The sequence below is a fragment of the Bradyrhizobium sp. BWC-3-1 genome (assembly GCF_032917965.1).
Lineage (GTDB): Bacteria > Pseudomonadota > Alphaproteobacteria > Rhizobiales > Xanthobacteraceae > Bradyrhizobium > Bradyrhizobium canariense_D.
Genome location: NZ_CP136625.1, coordinates 4,732,580 through 4,751,800 on the forward strand (window position 1 = coordinate 4,732,580; position 19,221 = coordinate 4,751,800).

Annotated in this window: 13 protein-coding genes; 3 read left to right on the plus strand and 10 right to left on the minus strand. The window is 64.1% G+C overall.

Annotation, left to right across the window (positions count from 1 at the left end; all coding sequences use genetic code 11):
• Positions 1-2: 2 nt before the first annotated feature.
• The gene (locus RX329_RS23025) at positions 3-1,316 is read left to right on the plus strand and encodes a TRAP transporter large permease (protein WP_007591091.1); all 1,314 of its coding nucleotides are present in this window, start codon (positions 3-5) and stop codon (positions 1,314-1,316) included.
• Between the two features lie 38 nt (positions 1,317-1,354).
• Positions 1,355-2,332 carry a TRAP transporter substrate-binding protein gene (locus RX329_RS23030; protein WP_018457850.1) on the plus strand — a complete coding sequence of 326 codons (978 nt, stop codon included), beginning with the start codon at positions 1,355-1,357 and terminating at the stop codon, positions 2,330-2,332.
• 92 nt (positions 2,333-2,424) lie between these two features.
• Here the strand turns inward: RX329_RS23030 and RX329_RS23035 are convergent, their stop codons facing one another.
• The 3 genes from RX329_RS23035 to RX329_RS23045 are packed head-to-tail and all read right to left on the minus strand — an operon-like array spanning position 2,425 to position 7,022.
• Positions 2,425-4,074, minus strand: a complete 1,650-nt coding sequence (locus RX329_RS23035) for an acyl-CoA synthetase (RefSeq protein WP_317244323.1) — start codon at positions 4,072-4,074, stop codon at positions 2,425-2,427.
• Positions 4,075-4,097: 23 nt separating this feature from the next.
• Positions 4,098-5,987 carry a TRAP transporter large permease subunit gene (locus RX329_RS23040; RefSeq protein ID WP_247296759.1) on the minus strand — a complete coding sequence of 630 codons (1,890 nt, stop codon included), beginning with the start codon at positions 5,985-5,987 and terminating at the stop codon, positions 4,098-4,100.
• A 15-nt stretch (positions 5,988-6,002) separates the two neighbouring features.
• Positions 6,003-7,022, minus strand: coding sequence for a TRAP transporter substrate-binding protein (locus RX329_RS23045; protein WP_018457847.1), 1,020 nt, complete (start codon positions 7,020-7,022; stop codon positions 6,003-6,005).
• 455 nt (positions 7,023-7,477) lie between these two features.
• On the opposite strand from RX329_RS23045, the gene RX329_RS23050 reads away from it, so the two are divergent.
• The gene (locus RX329_RS23050) at positions 7,478-8,674 is read left to right on the plus strand and encodes a M24 family metallopeptidase (protein WP_018457846.1); all 1,197 of its coding nucleotides are present in this window, start codon (positions 7,478-7,480) and stop codon (positions 8,672-8,674) included.
• Positions 8,675-8,757: 83 nt separating this feature from the next.
• Here the strand turns inward: RX329_RS23050 and mdoH are convergent, their stop codons facing one another.
• The 7 genes from mdoH to RX329_RS23085 form a co-directional block, all read right to left on the minus strand.
• Positions 8,758-10,902 carry a glucans biosynthesis glucosyltransferase MdoH gene (mdoH, locus tag RX329_RS23055; RefSeq protein WP_085349808.1) on the minus strand — a complete coding sequence of 715 codons (2,145 nt, stop codon included), beginning with the start codon at positions 10,900-10,902 and terminating at the stop codon, positions 8,758-8,760.
• Complete coding sequence (locus tag RX329_RS23060; protein WP_085349809.1) at positions 10,890-12,398, minus strand: glucan biosynthesis protein G; 1,509 nt, start codon at positions 12,396-12,398, stop codon at positions 10,890-10,892. The genes mdoH and RX329_RS23060 overlap by 13 nt, the downstream gene beginning before the upstream one ends.
• Before the next feature lie 235 nt (positions 12,399-12,633).
• Positions 12,634-13,461, minus strand: a complete 828-nt coding sequence (locus RX329_RS23065) for a hypothetical protein (RefSeq protein WP_085349810.1) — start codon at positions 13,459-13,461, stop codon at positions 12,634-12,636.
• A gap of 81 nt (positions 13,462-13,542) precedes the next feature.
• On the minus strand, positions 13,543-14,835 hold the full coding sequence (gene fsrB / locus RX329_RS23070) for a siderophore utilization protein FsrB (RefSeq protein WP_085385238.1): 1,293 nt from the start codon (positions 14,833-14,835) through the stop codon (positions 13,543-13,545).
• A 55-nt stretch (positions 14,836-14,890) separates the two neighbouring features.
• The gene (locus RX329_RS23075; RefSeq protein ID WP_085385287.1) at positions 14,891-16,879 is read right to left on the minus strand and encodes a TonB-dependent siderophore receptor; all 1,989 of its coding nucleotides are present in this window, start codon (positions 16,877-16,879) and stop codon (positions 14,891-14,893) included.
• 518 nt (positions 16,880-17,397) lie between these two features.
• Positions 17,398-18,063, minus strand: a complete 666-nt coding sequence (locus RX329_RS23080) for a methionine ABC transporter permease (RefSeq protein WP_018457839.1) — start codon at positions 18,061-18,063, stop codon at positions 17,398-17,400.
• On the minus strand, positions 18,053-19,219 hold the full coding sequence (locus tag RX329_RS23085) for a methionine ABC transporter ATP-binding protein (RefSeq protein ID WP_198957646.1): 1,167 nt from the start codon (positions 19,217-19,219) through the stop codon (positions 18,053-18,055). The genes RX329_RS23080 and RX329_RS23085 overlap by 11 nt, the downstream gene beginning before the upstream one ends.
• Positions 19,220-19,221 lie beyond the last annotated feature (2 nt).

Consider the following 19,221-nt stretch of genomic DNA (forward strand, 5'->3'; position numbering starts at 1 on the left):
CGATGGCCAATCTCGGCATGATCGAACTATCGTTCATTCTGCTCGGCGTCATGATCGTGCTGCTGGGAAGTGGCATCTGGATCGCGGTTTCGCTGGGGCTTGTCGGCTTCGTGGCGATGGCGCTGACCACGAGCCTGCCGCTCGGCTCCGTGCTTGCGACCACGACATGGAGCGCAAGCTCGTCATGGACGCTGGCTGCGCTGCCGTTGTTCATCTGGATGGGCGAGATCCTCTTCCGCACCAAATTATCCGAGGAAATGTTCCGGGGCCTGTCGCCCTGGGTGCAGTGGCTGCCGGGGCGTCTGACCCATGTCAACGTGATCGGCTGCGGCATCTTCGCGGCAGTGTCGGGTTCGTCGGCGGCGACCTGTGCGACCATCGGCAAGATCGCGCTGCCCGAACTGGACAAGCGTGGTTACGATAAGGGCTTGAGTCTAGGCTCGCTCGCGGGCTCCGGCACGCTCGGCCTGCTGATCCCGCCGTCGATCCCGATGGTGGTCTATGCGGTCACGGCGAATGTCTCCGTGCTTCAGGTGTTCCTCGGCGGCTTCCTGCCGGGCGTGCTCGTGATGGTGCTCTATTCGGGCTACATCATCATCTGGTCGCTGCTGAACCCGAAGAAGATTCCGCCGCGCGATCCCCCGATGCCGTTCCGCCAGAAGCTGCGCGAGTCGGCCAGGCTTGCGCCCTGCCTGTTGCTGATCCTGGCAGTCTTCCTCTCCCTCGTGCTCGGCTTCGCGACGGCGACGGAATGCGCCGCCTGGGGCGTTTCGGGCGCGCTGCTGCTGGCGTGGTGGAGCCGCACGCTCACGCGCAAGAACTTCCTCGAGAGCATCATGAGCGCGACGCGCCTGACCTGCATGATCATGCTGATCCTGGCAGGCGCTGCCTATACGACCGCAGCGATGGCCTATACGGGCATTCCGGCGGCGCTCGCCACCTGGGTCCAGGGCCAGCAGCTGACGCCGGGCATGCTCGCGCTGTATCTGAGCATCATGTACATCATCCTGGGATGCCTGATCGACGGCATCTCGATGATCGTTCTGACCGCCGTGATCGTGCTGCCGATGGTCAAGCAGGCCGGTCTCGACCTGGTCTGGTTCGGCGTCTATCTCATCATCCACGTGGAGATGGCGCAGATCACGCCGCCGGTCGGTTTCAATCTGTTCGTGCTCCAGAACATGAGCGGGCGTGATACCTTGACCGTCGCGCGGGCGGCGTTCCCGTTCTTCGTCCTGTTGCTCGCCGCCGTGTTCATCATCACGGAATATCCGCAGATCGTGATGTTCCTGCCCAAGCTTGCTTTCCCAGACTGAGCGTACCGGTTTTGAAATTGACTGTGAGGAGAAGCCCGATGATGTCTCGTTTATTCCGCGCATCCTTGATCGCCAGCGCCGTGCTGGCTGCGACACCCGCTTTGGCTCAGACCAAATGGAATCTGCCGGCGGCATATCCGGCCGACAATCCGCACTCCGAGAATCTCGTCGCGTTCGCCAAGGACGTCGAAGCCGGCACGTCCGGCAAGCTCCAGATCACGGTTCATCCGGGCGCCTCACTGTTCAAGGCGCCCGACATCAAGCGCGCGGTGATGACCGGGCAGGCGCAGATGGGCGAAGTCTTGCTGTCGATCCACGAGAACGAGGATCCGGTATTCGGCGTCGACGTCGTGCCGTTTCTGGCGACCAGCTTCCCGGATGCCATGAAGCTGTACCAGGCGTCGAAGCCGCTGATTACGAAGAAGCTGGAGGCGCAGGGGCTCAAGCTGCTGTTCGTCGTGCCGTGGGCGCCGCAGGGCGTCTATGTCAGCAAGCCGCTTGCGACCATCGAAGACATGAAGGGCCTTAAATGGCGGGCCTACAACGTTGGGACCGCGCGCATCGGCGAACTGGTTGGCGCGCAGTCGGTCACCATTCAAGCCGCCGAGCTGCCGCAGGCACTTGCGACCGGCGTCGTGAACTCCTTCATGTCGTCAGGCGGCACGGGCTACGATGCGAAGGCATGGGAGTCGCTGAAGTACTTCTATGACGTGCAAGCCTGGATCCCGAAGGACTACACCTTCGTCAACAAGGCTGCGTTCGAGGCGCTCGACAAGCCGACCCAGGAGGCCATCCTCAAGGCCGCCGCGACCGCGGAAACCCGCGGCTGGAAGGCCTGGCAGGACAAGAGCACCTGGTACATCGATCAGCTCAAGGCCAAGGGCATGACGGTCGAGCCGCCGAGCCCGGCCCTGAAGGCTGGCTTCCAGAGGATCGGCGAACAGCTCACCGCCGACTGGCTCAAGAAGGCGGGAGCCGACGGCCAGGCCCTGGTTGACGCCTATAAGAAGATGTGAGGTCGAGGGGGCCCGGCGAATCTGACTAGTCGAAACTGCGCAACGACTTCGCGGCGACACCCAACCGCCGCGGAGGTCGAGACAAGCGGCTCTCAGCTCGAGATTGCCTTCGCCGATCCCGCTTCGTTGCGCAGCAGGAATTTCTGGATCTTTCCCGTCGACGTTTTCGGGATGGGCCCGAACACCACGGCCTTCGGCGTCTTGAAGCCGCTCATATGCGAGCGGCAGAAGGCGATGATATCGGCTTCGCTCGCGCTTGCGCCGTCCTTCAGCTCGACGAAGGCGCAGGGCACTTCGCCCCATTTCGGATCGGGCTTTGCGACCACGGCGGCAAACAGCACGGCGGGGTGCTTGTAGAGGATGTCCTCGACCTCGACGGAGGAAATGTTCTCGCCGCCGGAGATGATGATGTCCTTGGAGCGATCCTTGATGATGACGTAACCGTGCGCGTCGAGCACGCCGAGATCGCCGGTGTGAAACCAGCCGCCCTCGAAGGCTTCCTGCGTCGCCTTGTCGTTCTTGAGGTAGCCCTTCATCACGATGTTGCCGCGGAACATGACCTCGCCGATGGTCTCGCCGTCGCGCGGTACTTGCCTCATGGTCTGCGGATCGATGACGGTGACGGCTTCCTCGAGCGGGTAGGGCACGCCCTGCCGCCGCTTCAGGCTGGCGCGCTCGGCTGCGGGCAAATCATCCCAGCCAGGCTGCTGGGCGCAGACGGAAGCGGGGCCGTAGACCTCGGTCAGGCCATAGACGTGCGTCAGCTTGATGCCGATGCTCTCGGCGTCCTCGAGCACCGCGACCGGCGGCGCGGCACCGGCGATCAGGCCGACGACGCGGCGCGCGGCATCGCCCTTCGGTGCATCGGGCGCGTTGATCAGCGTGTTGTAGACGATCGGCGCGCCGCACATATGGGTGACGCCGTGCTGCTTGATCAGCTCGAAGATTTTCGTCGGCTCGACCTTGCGCAGGCAGACGTTGATGCCGGCGGCGGCTGCGATGGTCCAGGGGAAGCACCAGCCGTTGCAGTGGAACATCGGCAGGGTCCAGAGGTACACCGGATGCTGGCCGAGTTGGCCCGCGAGAATATTGCTGACGGCGTTCAGATAGGCGCCGCGATGATGGGTGACGACGCCCTTGGGATTTCCCGTGGTGCCCGAGGTGTAGCTCAGCGCGATTGCGTCCCATTCATCGCCCGGCAGGATCGCCGCGAAGTCAGGATCGCCTTGCGCGAGCGCGGCCTCGTACTCGATCTCGCCGATGCGCCCGCCGCCCTTGAAGGCGGTGTCGTCGACGTCGATCACGAACGGTTTTGGGCCACTCATCTGTGACAGCGCATCGGTGATCACGCCGGCAAATTCGGGGTCGACCAGAATGATCCTGGCGCCGCCATGGTCGAGCTGAAATGCGATCGAAGGTGCATCGAGCCGGATGTTCAGCGCATTGAGCACCGCACCCGTCATGGGGACGGCGAAATGCACCTCGTTCATCGCCGGAATGTTCGGCAGCATCGCCGCGACGGTGTCGCCGACGCCGATGCCCTTGCCGGCAAGATACGAAGCAAAGCGCTTGCAACGCTCATGCGTCTCGCGCCAGGTGAAGCTGCGCCCCTCGTAGACCGTGCTGACGTGATCGGGATAGACCGCGGCGCTGCGTGTGAGAAAGCTCAACGGGCTCAGCGGCACGTAGTTGGCGGGCGTCTTGTCGAGGCCGATATTGTACTGGTTCTGCCGCTCGCTCATCGACACCTCCCTTACGCGCCGGCCTACAGGAATCCGATGGAGATCCACGGAAAGACGGCGACCACGATCAATCCTACCAGCAGCGCCAGCAGATAGCCCCAGATCGGCCTGATGCCTTCGGCCGGATCGACGCGTCCGATGGCGCAGGCGGCATAATAACCGACCCCGAAGGGCGGGGCGAATAGCCCGATACCCATGGCGAGAATGATGACCATGGCATAGTGCACCTCGTGGACGCCGACGGCGCGCGCAATCGGAAACAACAGCGGCCCGAACAGCACGATCGCCGGGATGCCCTCGAGCACGCTGCCGAGGATGGTGAAGGCCAGGATCGAGACGGCGATGAAGGTCGCCGCGCCGCCCGGCAATCCGGTCATGGCGGATGCCAGCGCCCGCGAGAAGCCTGATTGCGTCAGGCCCCAGGCCATGCCGGTCGCCGTGCCGATGATCAGCAGGATCGCGCCCGACAGCGCCGCGGTTTCGACCAGCATCGGAAACAGCCGCCGCCAGTCGAAGCGGCGGTAGACGAGGAGGCCGACCAGGGCGCCATAGACGATGCCGATCGTGGACACTTCGGTGGCGGTGGCGATGCCTTCGACCACGGCGTAGCGGATCACGAAGGGCAGCGCGAGCGCGGGCAGGGCGATGACGAAGGTCTTGCCGATCTCGCCGCCTGTGGCGCGGCGGACATGGCTCATGTCCTCGTGGCGATAGCGCCACCACACCAACATGCACAGCGTTATGGCCAGCACCACGCCGGGCAACAGGCCGCCGGTGAACAGCGCGGCGATCGAGACGCCGGTGACCGATCCGATCGTGATCAGCACGAGACTCGGCGGAATGGTTTCGGTCTGCGCGCCGGTGGCCGCAAGAAGCGCGACGAGATCGCCGGGCTTGGCGCCGCGCTGTTTCATCTCCGGGAACAGCACGGGCGCGACCGCGGCCATGTCCGCGGCCTTGGCACCTGAGATGCCGGAGACCAGGTACATCGCGCCGACAAGCACGTAATGCAGCCCACCGCGGACATGGCCGAGCAGGCTGGCCAGGAACGCCACCATGGCCCGTGCCATGCCGGTCATTTCAATCAGGAGCCCCAAAAATACGAACAGCGGCACCGAGAGCAAAATGAGGTGGCTCATGCCCTCGTCCATCCGCCCGACCAGTACCATGACCGGCGTGCGCGTGGTCAGTGCCAGATAGCCGAAGATCGCGAGCCCGAAGCCGAACGCGATGGGAACGCCGGCAAAGACGCAGAAGCCGGCGACGCCGACGAAGAAGATGACGAGGTTGAGATTGCCGAGCGGCCGCAGATATGGCTGCGCCAGCCAGAACAAGCCGACGACGACGGCAACGGCGACCGCGGCCGTCAGCACCATGCGGTAATCGACTGCGCGCAGCAGCCGCAACAGCGCGAACGCCGCCATCAGGCAGATGCCGGCCGGCAATGCCGCGGCGCGCCACATATTGGAGATCTGCAGCGCCGGCGTGGTGATGAAGCTTTCCTCGTAGGCGTAGTCCCAGGACGGCCAGACGATCAGCGCCAGGAAGGCCAGCGCCGCGCAGGTCGCGACCAGATCGAGCCAGGCCCGCGTGGCCGGCCTGGTGCTGGCGACGACCGCGGTCATGCGCATGTGCTCGGAACGGCGGAACGCCACCGCCGCGCCCAGCATGGCGAGCCACAGGAACAGGATCGAGGCCAGCTCGTCCGACCAGATCAGCGGCCGGTGCAGGCCGTAGCGCGCGACCACGCCGGCAAACAGGATCGCAATCTCGGCGACCACCAAAATGGCCGCCGGAATTTCGACGAGGAGACCGAGTGCGCGCTCCGTCGAGGCCAGCAAGGAAGGCCGGCGAGGGGACCGAACAGCCGCCTCGCCCGCCACTCCGCTCACTTCGACCTCAAGATGAGCCATGACGGCTCCAACGCGTTACGACAGCTTGCCGACGGCTTTTTCCAGCAGGTCCCAGGCCTGGTCGCCATATTTGCCTTTCCACTCGGCATAGAAGCCGGCGGAGCGCAGCTTGTCGCGGAACGGCGCGACCGCGGGCTGATTGAAGGTCAGGCCCTTGCCCGCGAGCTCCTGCTGCAGATTGGCATTGAGCTTGGCGGTATCCTCACGCTCCTTGAGCGCTGCGGCATTGATGTTCTTGGCGACGATGGTGCGCACATCCTCGGGCAGGCTGCTCCACGCCTTGCGATTGGCCAGGAACCAGAAGCCGTCCCACATGTGGTTGGTCAGCGAGCAGTATTTCTGCACCTCGTAGAGCTTGGCGGTCGAGATGATCGCCAGCGGGTTCTCCTGGCCCTCGACGATCCTGGTCTGCAGCGCGGAATAGACCTCGGCGAAATTGATCGAGGCGGGCGCCGCATCGAATGCCTTGAACATTGAGGTCCATAGCGGCGACACCGGCACGCGGATCTTGAAGCCCTTGAGATCGTCCGGATGGGTGATCGGCTTGCTCGACGACGTGGTCTGGCGGAAGCCGTTGTCCCAAATCTTGTCCATGACTTCGAGCCCGGCCTTCTTGATCTCGCCGCGGACAAAGGCGCCGAGATCGCCGTCCATCGCCTTCCAGACCGTGCCGTAGTCCGGGAACGCGAAGCCGATGCCGTTGATGGACGCCGCCGGTACCAGGGTCGACAGGATCAGCCCCGACAGCGTGAAGAACTCGACGCCGCCGGACCGGATCTGGCTCAGCATGTCGGTGTCAGACCCGAGCTGGTTGTTCGGGAAGATCTGGAGGTCGAACTTGCCGCCTGTCTCGGCCTTGATCGCCGCGGCCATCTCCTTGGCGCGCACGTTCAGCGGATGCGTGTCCGGCAGGTTATTGGCGTATTTGTAGGTGAACTCGGCGCTCTGGGCGCGGGCCACATGGGGCGCACTGAGGCCGCCCAGGACCGCGGTCGCGGCGGAGGCCTTGAGAAGCGTGCGGCGGGAAAAGCTCATGGGTCTGCTTCCTCGGAAAGTTTGTTGTTGTTCTGAGATGCAAACCTATACGGACGGAAGGTCAGAAGGTCATCTGCGATCTCGCGAAGCCTCGCTTATTGCAGCCGGACATCCTCACGGCAATATCGGCTTTCGGCGGCATCGGCCCGATTCAAAAACCGAAAAACAACCCCATGCACAGTAGCCGTCGAAAGTCGGGACCACGTCCGACGGCCAGCCTGGAAAAGGACCGGGAACGAAGGTGCGATGAGAGGAATTCTAGCTAAATAACTGATCTGATTTGATATAATGATATTCCATAATATACCTTATGCGAATCGTGGATATGGCTGTGCAGGTCAGGCCAGATCATTCCGCAGCTACCCAGAACCCCTCTTTCGGATCAAACTTGTGCCAACAAATCCCGGGCAAACCGACGCAGCGGTTGTCGCCACGGCAGCATTGGGAGGTTCGTCATGCAGGAGAACGTCGCCCGCGCAGACCGCTCGCGCGCCATTCCATTCGACGCCGCCAAGCTCGACCGCCTGATGGAGGCTGCCGGCCTCGACGTCCTGGTCGCGACCTCCAAGCACAATGTGCAGTACCTGCTGGGTGCCGAGCGCGCGATCTTCTTCGACTACATGGATGCGCTCGGCGTCAGCCGCTATCTGCCGGTGCTGGTCTATCCCAAGGGCGCACCCGACAAGGCGGTTTATGTCGGCCACCGTCTGGAAACCCATCAGCGCGCCGTGGCGCCGCCATGGGTGGCGCAGGTGCGGACCGAGTCCAACGGCTCGGTCGATGCGATTACGCGGGCCGTAAGCCTGATCCGCGATGCCGGCGTGCCCCTGAAGCGGGTCGGGGTCGAGATGGCGTTCCTGCCGATGGATGCGGGCCGGGCGCTCAGTGACGCCCTGCCCGGCGCCGAGCTCAAGGACGCGCTGCTGGTGCTGGAGCGGCTGCGGGCGGTGAAGTCGGCGGACGAGCTTGCGAAGCTCAAGACGGCGTCCGAACTGGTGATCGCCTCGATGCTGGCGGTGATCGCCGGGCACGGGCCGGGCACGACCAAGCAGCAATTGTCGGACGCCTTGCGGCTCGCCGAAGCCAATCGCGGGCTGACCTTCGAATACTGCTTGCTCGCCTGCGGCAACAGCCACAACCGGGCGCCCTCGGCGCAGCGCTGGGAGCAAGGTGACGTGCTGTCGCTCGATTCCGGCGGCAATTATCACGGCTATATCGGCGACCTCGCGCGCATGGCCGTGCTCGGCGATCCCGATGCCGAGCTGAAGGACTGTCTGGCCGAGATCGAGGCGGTCCAGCGCGCCGCCTTCGCGGCGGTCAGGCCGGGCGCCATGGGCGGCGACATCTACGTCGCGGCCGAGCGGCAGCTCGCGAAGATCACCCAGCGCGACTGCACGGAGTTTTTGGCCCACGGCATGGGCCTCGTCAGCCACGAGGCCCCTCGCCTGACGGCCAAAGGTCCGATCCCCTACGACGACACGGATGCGCGGCTGCCGCTCGAAACTGGCATGGTGGTGTCGATCGAGACCACGATGAAGCATCCGAAGCGCGGGTTCATCAAGCTCGAGGACACGGTTGCGGTGACGGCGACGGGTTACGAGATCTTTGGCGAGGGTGGTCGCGGCTGGAATTTGGGTGGCAGTTCGCTGTAGGCTGGGACCGCGCGCACAGCAGACATCTCGCTCTCGGCCCAAGCCCAGCCGGGTCGTCAACCCCTGTCCTACACCGCCATCACCTAGACTTCCGCGGAAGCGGTAGCTCGCGGCATGCGCATGACCTGCTCGAGGGCGTGTGGGTGCTTCAGCACGGCAAGCGTCTCGCGTGCGCTGAGGCTGCTGACGACTTCCTCGAAATCGTCGCTCTGCTCAATCTTGGCCCGGCCGATCGCGAGATCTATGTCGATTTGGCCCGATTTGCGCGGCGGCGTTTCGAGGGACTGCATGTGCGGTCCCAGCAACGCGGGATTCTGTCTAAGTTCGATCAGGGCCCCGTGTGGCTCGATTCGATCCAGGCTGGCAAGCTCTCTCGCCCTCTGCAGCAGCGCCGGCACGCGATTGTCCTCCGGGGTTGCAAACAGGCGCGCCATTCGCGGTGCCGTCGAGGTGACGAGACCGATCGGAATGGCGCAAACCAGGCCGATGATCACCGGTGACATCCAGAGCAGCAGCGGAAGCGACACGGCGTAGGCGCTTGCCGCCATGGCCAGACCGCATAGGGTCGGCACCGTGAACTTGCGATAGACTTCGTCGCGCGTGATCCTGCCATCGCTTCGCCGTTGCACTTGCCAGCCCGCGTCACGGCCCAGCAGGATCTCCGCCACGGCGGTGGATTGAAAGATCATCATGGAGGGGGCGATCAAGGCGGCAAGCAGGCTCTCGGCGACCACCGCCAGCAGCACGCGAAATCCGCCGCCGAATGCCTGTCGTTCCGCACGCTTGGTGAGCAAAACGAGGTAGGCCAGCAATTTGGGCACGATGAGCAGCCCCATTGTCGCGGCAAAGACCCAGGCGGCGAGCACGGGATCCTGTGCGGGCCACGTTGGAAACAACGAGAAGCCCTTGGGAAAGTACTCCGGCTTGACGAAATAGGCCTGCAAGGAGGTCAGGATTCCGAGCAATAGAAACAGCAGCCACAGCGGCGCGGTGAGGTAGGATCCGATCCCGGTCAACAGGTGAAGCCTGGAGACCCAGTGCAGGCCTCGAGCCGGTAGAACGGCAAGATGCTGGAGATTGCCCTGACACCAGCGGCGGTCGCGCGCCGCGAAATCCAGAAGCGACGGGGGCACCTCCTCGAAACTCCCGCCGAGACCTGGAGCCATGAAAATTCCCCATCCCGCTCGTCGCATTAGTGCGGCTTCGACAAAATCGTGGCTGAGGATATGGCCGCCGAAAGGCTTCCTCCCGCGCAATTCGGGCAGGCCCGCCTCTTGCGCAAAAGCCTGCACCCGGATGATGGCGTTATGTCCCCAGTAGTTGCCCTCTGAGGCGTGCCACCAGGTGTTCCCGGCCGCGATCAGCGGGCCGTACAAACGACCCGAGAACTGCTGAAGCCGGCTAATCAGGGTTCGCGCATTGACGACGATCGGAAGCGTTTGAATCAGCGCGGCTTGCGGGTTCGATTCCATCGCGCCCGCCAGCCGCACGATGGTCTCTCCGCTCATCAGACTGTCCGCGTCGAGAATGATCATGTAGTCGTAGGCGCCACCGAACCGCCTCACCCATTCGGCGATGTTGCCGGACTTTCGGGCGGTGTTGTCGGATCGGTGACGATAGTAGAGATGGCCCGAACCGCAGTTGCGCTGCAGTTCCAGAAACGCAAGCTCCTCGGCAATCCAGATGTCCGGATCTGTCGTGTCACTGAGCAGAAACCAGTCGAACAACGGGTCCTGTCCGGTTTCGCCGACCGACTCGTACATGGCGCGGAGTCGCGCCATGAGATGGTGCTGATCCTCGTTATAGGTCGGCAACAGCATCGCCGTTCGGCCGGTGATCGTGGGCAGCGGACCCTGGCTGTCAATTGGCAGCATATCCGGCCGCCCCCGCAGGAGCACAAAAAAACCGGCGACTGAAGACACGAACGAAAACGCGATCCAGGCAAGCAGCACGAGAAACAACCCGAACACCATGCCTTCCAGGACCGTGACGCCACCAACCTTGAGAACATCGTACATCTCAACAGCGCCCGCAGCGGTAATCGCGACCGTTCCGCCAAGAATGAACAGGCGCCGCGCTGCAACGGCAGGGGCGGTCCGCAGTCGCCCCGGATCGGCACGGTTAGTCCGGTCCAATCGGCAAGGCTGCATGGGGAGAGGCGTTTCGTCGGGAAGATACCGAATGCCAAGCTCAAGCGAGAGCGCGGGCGAGGTCGTCAGGGCGCCCATCGGTAAACCCAGACTTCAGAGATCGGCTGTTCGCCCTGCATCAAGATCGCCCTCAACTCGACCGGCGCGTCCTTCACGGCGCACTGGAAACTCAGGCGCCAGCCGCCGGTTTCCGGGTTTGGCTGTGTGACGACGTTCTTGATCTCGGATTTGTCGGCGCTGACGGCACCCCTTACCTTGTTGGGATCGACCGCCTTCAGTCCGTCGCCGACGAGTTCGAGCACGAACAATTTGCTGTCGTCGCCCCGCGCGCCAACGCCTGTGCGGGTGAACCGGGCCAGGGAATTGGGCTTCGGCGCGTCCGGACCCCAGTGCAGACGGTAGGTGTAGTTGTTTTCGCTCTTGGCCTGGAGAGCTGTTTTCGGGCGCCAGAAGGCGGCGATGTTGTCGTGAACTTCCTCCTTGGTCGGGATCTCAAAGAGGACCACACTGCCCTCTCCCCAATCTCCGATCGGTTCGACCCAGAGGCTTGGGCGACGCTCAAAGCGCGATTCGATGTCCTCGTAGGCAAAGAAGTTTCGTTCCCGCTGCATCAGGCCGAAGCCGCGAGGATTGAGATCATTGAATGTGCTGGCTTGCAGATCGCGCGGATTGTTGAGAGGACGCCAGAGTTGCTCGCCCTTTCCGTTGAACACGGCGAGCCCATCGGAGTCGTGCACGGCAGGGCGGAAATCGTCGACATCGTGTCGGTCGTTCGGACCGAAAAAGAACATGCTTGTCATGGGCGCCAGGCCGGCATGCTGCAGCTCGATCCGCGGATAGAGCGACATCTCCACGTCGAAGACCGTCGGAGCGCCCGGCCTGATCGTGAAGCGATAGCTTGCCGTAGCGCTCTTGCTGTCAAGCAGCGCATGGACCACGACAGATGTGGCACCCGGCGCGGGCTTCTCCAGCCAGAACGCCTTGAAGAAGGGAAATTCCTCCCCCTTGCTCTCGCCGGTATCGATCGACAGACCGCGCGCGGACAGGCCATACGTCTCGCCTTTGGCAACGGCACGGAAGTAGCTGGCGCCGAGAAACGCGCAAACCTCGTCGTAATAGTCGGGGCGATTGATCGGGGCGTGAATGCGAAACCCGGCAAACCCGAGATCGGCGTCCGGTACCTGGCCGATATTGTCGCCGAATGCAAAATCGTCGCGCCGGTACCTGATCGGTACGGCTCGTCCGCCGGCGACCTCGTAAATGTCGACCCTGTTCTTATAGAAAAAGCCGCGGTGGAAAAACTGAACCTCGAAGGGCAGCTTCTCGCTGCGCCAAGCCGCGCGCTCCGGCAGAAAGCGGATTGACCGGTACTGGTCGTAGGTGAGATCTTTGAGCGCGTCCGGGACCTTTTCCTCTGGTGGCGCAAAGGGCTTACTCGCCAAATTGCGGGCAAGGTCGCGGACATAAGAGGGACCAAACGGCAAGTCCGCCGCCGATGCCGCAGAGACTGCGCCAGGTAGTAATGTCGCCAATGGCGTCAATGCCGAGGCTTCCAGGAATTGCCGGCGATTCAACTGTGCTACCCGTTCGGTTCCAACCGCAGTGCAACCCCCTCGTCGCGAACGAGTTCCACGAGCGCCGCCGAATCCGGGCGGAGTGTGGCCGACGACCTCGTCGAGCGGGCTTGGGGCGATTTCGCGCTGCTTGGCCTTGGTTGCGCCTGCAGGACAATCTGCAATTTCCGATTGCGCATTCTTGAGCCAGGGCGGCGCGCAACGTTGTAGCCCCGAAGGTAACTGGATGATCGCTCTAGCGCACGAGCAGCAACTCCAGCTGGCTCTGCGCTTTCTTGACCGCCGTCGCATACCAGCTCTGGCTTGGTGCCTCCTTGGCGAAGCACGCCGTGTACGCGGTCATCGCGTTGTCTTCGCGGGTGATGTCGCCGCGCGGGTCTTTCTTGTCGATGGGTTTGGCCATCATCTGCTTCCAGACCTTTTCGCAGGCCGGGATCTCAGCCGTCTTCACCGCGTCGCTTGCGGCGAGAAAGAAGACCTTGTCGCCCTGGATCGCGACGACGTCGATTTCATGCGGCGGTCCCTTCAAATCGCCATTGCCGCGCACGCCCAGTACGGCGACCGCAGCGCTCGCTCCCGCGGGCTTCGTGATCGGCAGCTCGGCATATTTGGCGAAGGCGGAGTCCTGGATCGCCTGATAGTAGAAGCGGTCCGATTTGAACGCCGCGCCGATCTCCTGCGGCATGCCGTCCTCGCGGTGCTCGCGAAGCCAGTGCCTGAGCAAGCCGGTCGTGGTCGCCACCGCTTGCATCTTGTCGCCTTCGGAGGCGAAGCCGAGCCCGTCGAGATGGCCAAAGCCGGAGTCGCCCTTGAAGAGCGTGTCCGCATTCGTCTTGCCGTCGGCCGGCAGTCCCTTGATTGCGACGGGACCCACCAGGCTGCGCAGGACGCCCGTCAACTCGTTGAGCGCCGCATCGTGCTGCTTATAGGTCTCGTCGTTTTCCGCAGCTTTCGAGAACTTTGCGATGTAGCGATCGCGCAGGTCGAGATAATGCTGCTCGGGCGTGGCCGCATCGGCGGGCGTAGCGAAGACGAGCAGGCAGAGCAAGGCAAGCGATCTCATGCGATTTCCGGCAAGACGGGGGGATCTCCAGTCTTTGTGCCGGTGCCGGGCGGGAAGGTTCATCCGCGCCGGACGAACGCCCTACTCCGCCGGCGTCAGCTGCTGCCGGCTCGGGCGCATCGCCGCCGTCGCCCGCACGCGCACGCGGGCGCGGCGCTTGCGCCACCAGATCACGATTCCGGTGACCGAGAGTGCCGCCACCACCAGCCCCATGACCGAGATCAGAATGCGGCCGAACAGCCCGACGATGCGGCCCGAATGCAGCGGGAATTGCGCCTGTACGAAGATGTCGGCGGCGGTGCCGACCCAAGGCAGCCGTTCGCCGATCGGACGACCGTCCTCGCTGTCGTAATAGAGCTGCGCCGGGCCGACGCCGCCGGCGCCGTGATCGTCGCCGGGGTGGAAGAAGGCCGCGGCATAGACGCCGTGGGCCGGGCCGTAATTGACCGAGCCGACCGGGACGGTCCACCCTCGCCCCTTGGCGTCGGCCGCCGCGCGCGCGGCGATGTCGGCGAAGCTCACCTTGGGTTCGATGGGATCATCGAGATCGCGATACGGCCGCTGCTCATAGGGCGTCGGCGTGTAGTTCGACACCATCTTCATCAGCGGCGAGAACACCTCGAAATAGAGGTTCAGCGAGAACGCCGTGAAGGCGATGATGAAGAGCACGCCCCAGGTCCACAGGCTGAAAGCGCGGTGGATGTCGAAATTGATCCGGTAGGCGCTGCCTGACGTCTTGATGGTCCACGCCGCCGCCCAACGCGCCCAGAAGCCGCGTTCGAGCTGGCGCGTGACCTGGGGCGCCCGTGCCGCCCTGGCGCGTCGGCGCGCGGGCAGCGTCAAATACAAGCCGACGAAGCAGTCGATGGTCCAGATGATGGCGATCACGCCGAGCAGGCGCATGCCCCAGCGGTCGCTGCCCCAGAATTCCGGGATGTGCATGGTGTAGTGCAGCTTGTACAGGAACGAGACGAAGTTTTCGCGCGTCACCGGCCACACCGCGCCCCAATAGCGCCGGCCGAGCTCCGCGCCGGTGTTGGGATCGAGGAAGATCTGATTGTAGTCGAGCGCGTAGCGCTTGCCGGTCGCGGGATCGATCCTGGGCATGACGAAGAACCACAGCGAGTGGCCCTCCTCCGGCGTCATGAACAGGTAGACCACGCGCGCGCGGGGATCGCGCTGCTCGATCATCTTGGCGAGATCGATCGAGGGAATGGCCGGGCCTTTGCTGCTGACATCGAACAGATGGCTGTTCAGGACCTCGTCGATCTCGTGATCCCAGGAGATGATCGCCCCGGTGACGCCGGAGAAGAACAGGAAGCCGGCCGTCAGCAGTCCCGCCCAGCGATGCAGCTTGCCGAATATCGCTCTCATCGTCTTCTCTCATCAAGCGGGCCCGGCCGCCATCACGGCCTGTCCTCATTCGAACTCACCACCGATATGTCAGCTTGCCGATGGCCTTGCGTCCCTCCGCGTAGAAGCAGCCCGACAGGCTGTAGCAGGCGGCGACATAGCGGGTGTCGGCGAGGTTGGTGATGTTCAGCGACAGGCGCCAATTGTCCCTTGTGTAGGCGAGCAGCGCGTCCAGCACGGTCGCGGATCCGACCTTGAATGTATTGGCGTCATCGCCCCAGGTCGCGCCGACATAGCGGACGCCGCCGCCGAACTGCAGGCCCGCGAGCGGCCCGGTCTGAAGCGTATAGTCGTTCCACAGCGAGGCGCGGTTGAGCGGCACGGTGACCGGCGCCTTGCCGACATTCACCGGATCCTGCGTGACGATTGCATCGACATAGGCATAGGCCGCGCGCAGGTTCCAGCCGTCGGCGAGCGACATCGTGCCTTCGAGCTCGAGGCCGCGCGATTTCACTTGACCGGTCTGCTCGGCAATGTTGAGCGGAGGCGCAAAGGTGACGACGTTGTCGCGCGTCAGGTCGAAGGCGGCGAAGGTGAACAGCGCGTTCCATCCGAGCGGCTGGTACTTGACGCCCACCTCGTACTGCACGCCGGTCTCGGGATTGAGCAGCTGTCCGCTCGGGCCGGTCGCGAGCACCGGCAGGAACGATTCCGAGTAGCTGAAATAGGGCGCGATGCCGTTGTCGAAATTGTACATCATTGCGGCGCGGCCGGTGAAGGCCGACGCATCCTTCGCGACCGACGTATTGAAGATGCCGCTGTCGACCTGCGTCGTTACAAAATCCTGGCGGCCACCGAGCTGGAACGAGAGCCGGCCGAGCTTGATCTGGTCCTGCGCGTAGAGGCCGACCTGCGACTGCTTGACCCCGGTGTCGTCGCTCATGGCGCCCATGGTCCAGTCGTAGCTGTAGACCGGGCTGAAGACGTTGATCTCGGGCGCGGACGTCGCGACGCCAAAGGCGGTGTCGCGGAATCTGGTGTTGCGATAGTCGATTCCGACCAGCGTGGTGTGGCTGAGGAAGCCGGTGGTGAACTTGCCCTGGAGCTGGTTGTCCACCGCGAAGGAGTTGATGTAGGAGTTGCTGTAGCTACCGAAACGCGCGAGCTGTCCCGCGGCCTCGTCGGTATAGCCGGCGCCGTAGAACACCTTCTCCTCGTTGTGCTGGTAGGCGTAGCGCAAATTCTGCCGGAACGTGATGTTGTCGGTGAAATTGTGCGAGAGCTGGTAGCCGGCGGTCGCGATCTCGGTGTTGAACGCGTTGAAGCTCGGCACGCCCGCGAAGAACGAGACCGGGATGGTGCGGCCGTTGTTTGGCCACACCGTGCCCGAGGCCGGCAAGAACTGGAGGCCCCACCCTGCCCGGTCGCGCTGGTAGTTGGCGAGGATCGTGATGGTGGTGTCATCGTTCGGCTTGAACGTGACGGCGGGCGCGATGAAGACGCGGTTGTCCTTGGTGAAGTCGACCTGGGTTTCGCCGTCGCGCACCACGCCGGTCAGGCGCCACAGCACGGTGCCGTCCTTGTTGGCGGGACCGCCCATGTCGAACTGGCCCTGATAGCGGTTGAAGCTGCCGCCCGAGATCGAGACCTCGCCGAACTGCTGGGCCGTCGGCAGCTTGGTCACGTAGTTGAGGATGCCGCCGGTGCCGCTGCCGCCATACATCGCCGAGGATGGGCCCTTGAGAACCTCGAGACGCTCGGCGCCATAGGGATCGAGGCCGTTGAAGTGCACGTAATTGCTGGAGGGAATCCGCAAACCGTCGACATAGAGGCCCGACATGGTGGTGTCGAAGCCGCGGATCTGGAGGGCGCCGAAGCGCGTGTCCGAGCCGCCGTTGACGTCGCCGCTGACGCCGGCGGTGTAGCGCAACGCCTCGCCGATCGAGACCGCGCCCTGGTTCCTGACCTGGTCGGTCGTGACGACGGAGACGGACTGCGGGGTTTCGATCAGCGGCGTATCCGTCTTGGTCGCGGTGCCGCTGCGCGTCGCAACGAAACCGCGCACCGGACCATTGGAGCGTTCACCGGTGGCATCGTTCGAGGATGCCGACTGGGTTGGCGCAGCTTGCTGCGACGGAGAGCGACGATTGGCGCGCGCGGTGCGTGTCGCCGCTGACTGTCGCGTTGAGGCGACCGCTGCAGGCCGGGCGCGCTGAGCCGGGGCTTCGACGGTGACGGCGGGGATCTGCGTTTGCGCCTCCACGGCACCGAAGGGAACGACGAGAGCAAATGTGCTGGCCGCTCCGAGGAAGAGAGTCTGTATCTGTCGACGACGCGTGTCGGCACGCGAAGCAAGTTGGAAATCGGTCACGTTTGTCGAGGCCCCACGCACTGCCGGCTTCGCCGGTATCGTTTTTGATGCCTCGCCCTAACGCAGGCGATTTCGGAGTGCGATAGGAACTGCGTTAGAATTTCTCCAGACGCGTGCGCAACGCGTGCGACGAATGCACTCAGTCGTGTCTCGAAGTTTGGAATGCTTCCAGACCGACAAGAACCTGCTTGTTCGAAATGTCTTAAACGGCGTCAGCGATGTCGCAGCCGGCGATTGACCCGGCGCGCGAGATAATCTCCGGCGCTCTGCACGAGCTGCACCAGCGCGATCAGCACCACGACGACGGCCAGCATCATCTCCGGCATGAAGCGCTGATAGCCGTAGCGGATGCCGAGATCGCCCAGGCCTCCGCCTCCGACGGCGCCGACCATGGCGGAATAGCCGAGCAGGCTGACAACCGCGAGCGTCAGCGCCAGCAGAAGACCCGGCAGCGCTTCGGGGATCAGCACCTTGAGCACGATCTGCATCGGCGAGGCCCCGAACGAGGACGCCGTCTCGATCAGGCCGCCATCGACCTCGCGGATCGCGGCCTCGACCAGGCGCGCGATGAACGGCGCCGATGCGATCGTCAACGGTACGATCGCGGCCGTCGATCCGATCGAGGTGCCGGCCACCAACCGCGTGAACGGGATAATGGCGACGACCAGGATGATGAAAGGCGTGGATCGCGTCGCGTTGACGACGGCACCGAGCACGCGATTGACGATGGGCGCCGCGAACAGCTCGCCTTTCCGGCTGGTCGCGAGAAAGACGCCGAGCGGCAGGCCGAAGGCGGTGCCGATCAGCGCGGCGAGCCCGACCATGTACAGGCTCTCGCCGGTCGCCTGGATGATCAGGTTGATGAGTTCAGGCGACATAGCCGAGACGCTCCGCGGGGAATTGATATTGTGAAAGCCAGGCCAGCGTGCGCGTCGTCGCGTCCTCGCCGCCGGACATGCCGAGAGGGATACCAAGCGTCAGCGAGCCCACATGCTGGCCGCCGATCTCGTCGATGCGGGCCGACAGCAGCGACACGTCGAGGCCGAGCTCGCGCGCCAGCCGCGCCACCATCGTGTCGCCGGCCCCTGCCCCGCGCACCTGGACGCGGATCACGGCCTGTCCGGCCGGAGGCTGCTCCGAAACGATCCGGCTCGCCAGCGACACCGGCAGGCTGTCTCCGATTACTTCGGCCAGGAAGGATTGCGTGATCGGATGCTTGGGGTAGGTGAAGATGTCGGCGACATGGCCGCTCTCGACGACGCGGCCGGCATCGAGCACCACGACATCCCCCGCAAGTTGGCGCACCACGGACATCTCATGGGTGATCAGTACGATGGTCACGCCTAGCTCGCGGTTGATGTTCGCGAGCAGATCGAGGATCGCCCGCGTGGTCTGCGGATCGAGCGCCGAGGTCGCCTCATCCGACAGCAGCACGCTCGGCCGCGTCGCGAGCGCACGGGCAATGCCGACGCGCTGCTTCTGGCCGCCGGAGAGTTCTGACGGGTAGCGATCGTGCTTGTCTGCGATGCCCACCAGCGCAAGCAGCTCGGCCACGCGCGCGCGGATATCGGCCTTGGCCCAGCCGGCGATCTCCAGCGGCAGCGCGATGTTGGCGGCAGCGGTGCGGGAGGACAGCAGATTGAAGTGCTGGAAGATCATGCCGATCGAGCGCTGCGCCAGCCGCAAGTCGCGGCCCGAGAGCGCCGAGATATCTCTGTTATCGACGACGACGCGGCCCGTGGTCGGCCTCTCCAGGCCGTTGATGAGCCGGACCAGGCTCGATTTGCCGGCGCCGGAGCGGCCGATGATTCCGGTGATCGAACCGCGCGGGATGGCGAAGTCGATGTTTTGCAGGGCATTGACGCCGGGCTTGCCGCGATAGGCCGGATAGGTTTTCGAGATGCCTTCGAAGCGGACCATCGCGTCGGACGCAGTCGCGGCAGGTGAGATCGCGTGAGCTGAGATCGCGTCAAACTTTTCGATCGGCTGTCCGATCGCGAGCGACGGGTGGACGTTCATGGAGGCGGCCTTCATGC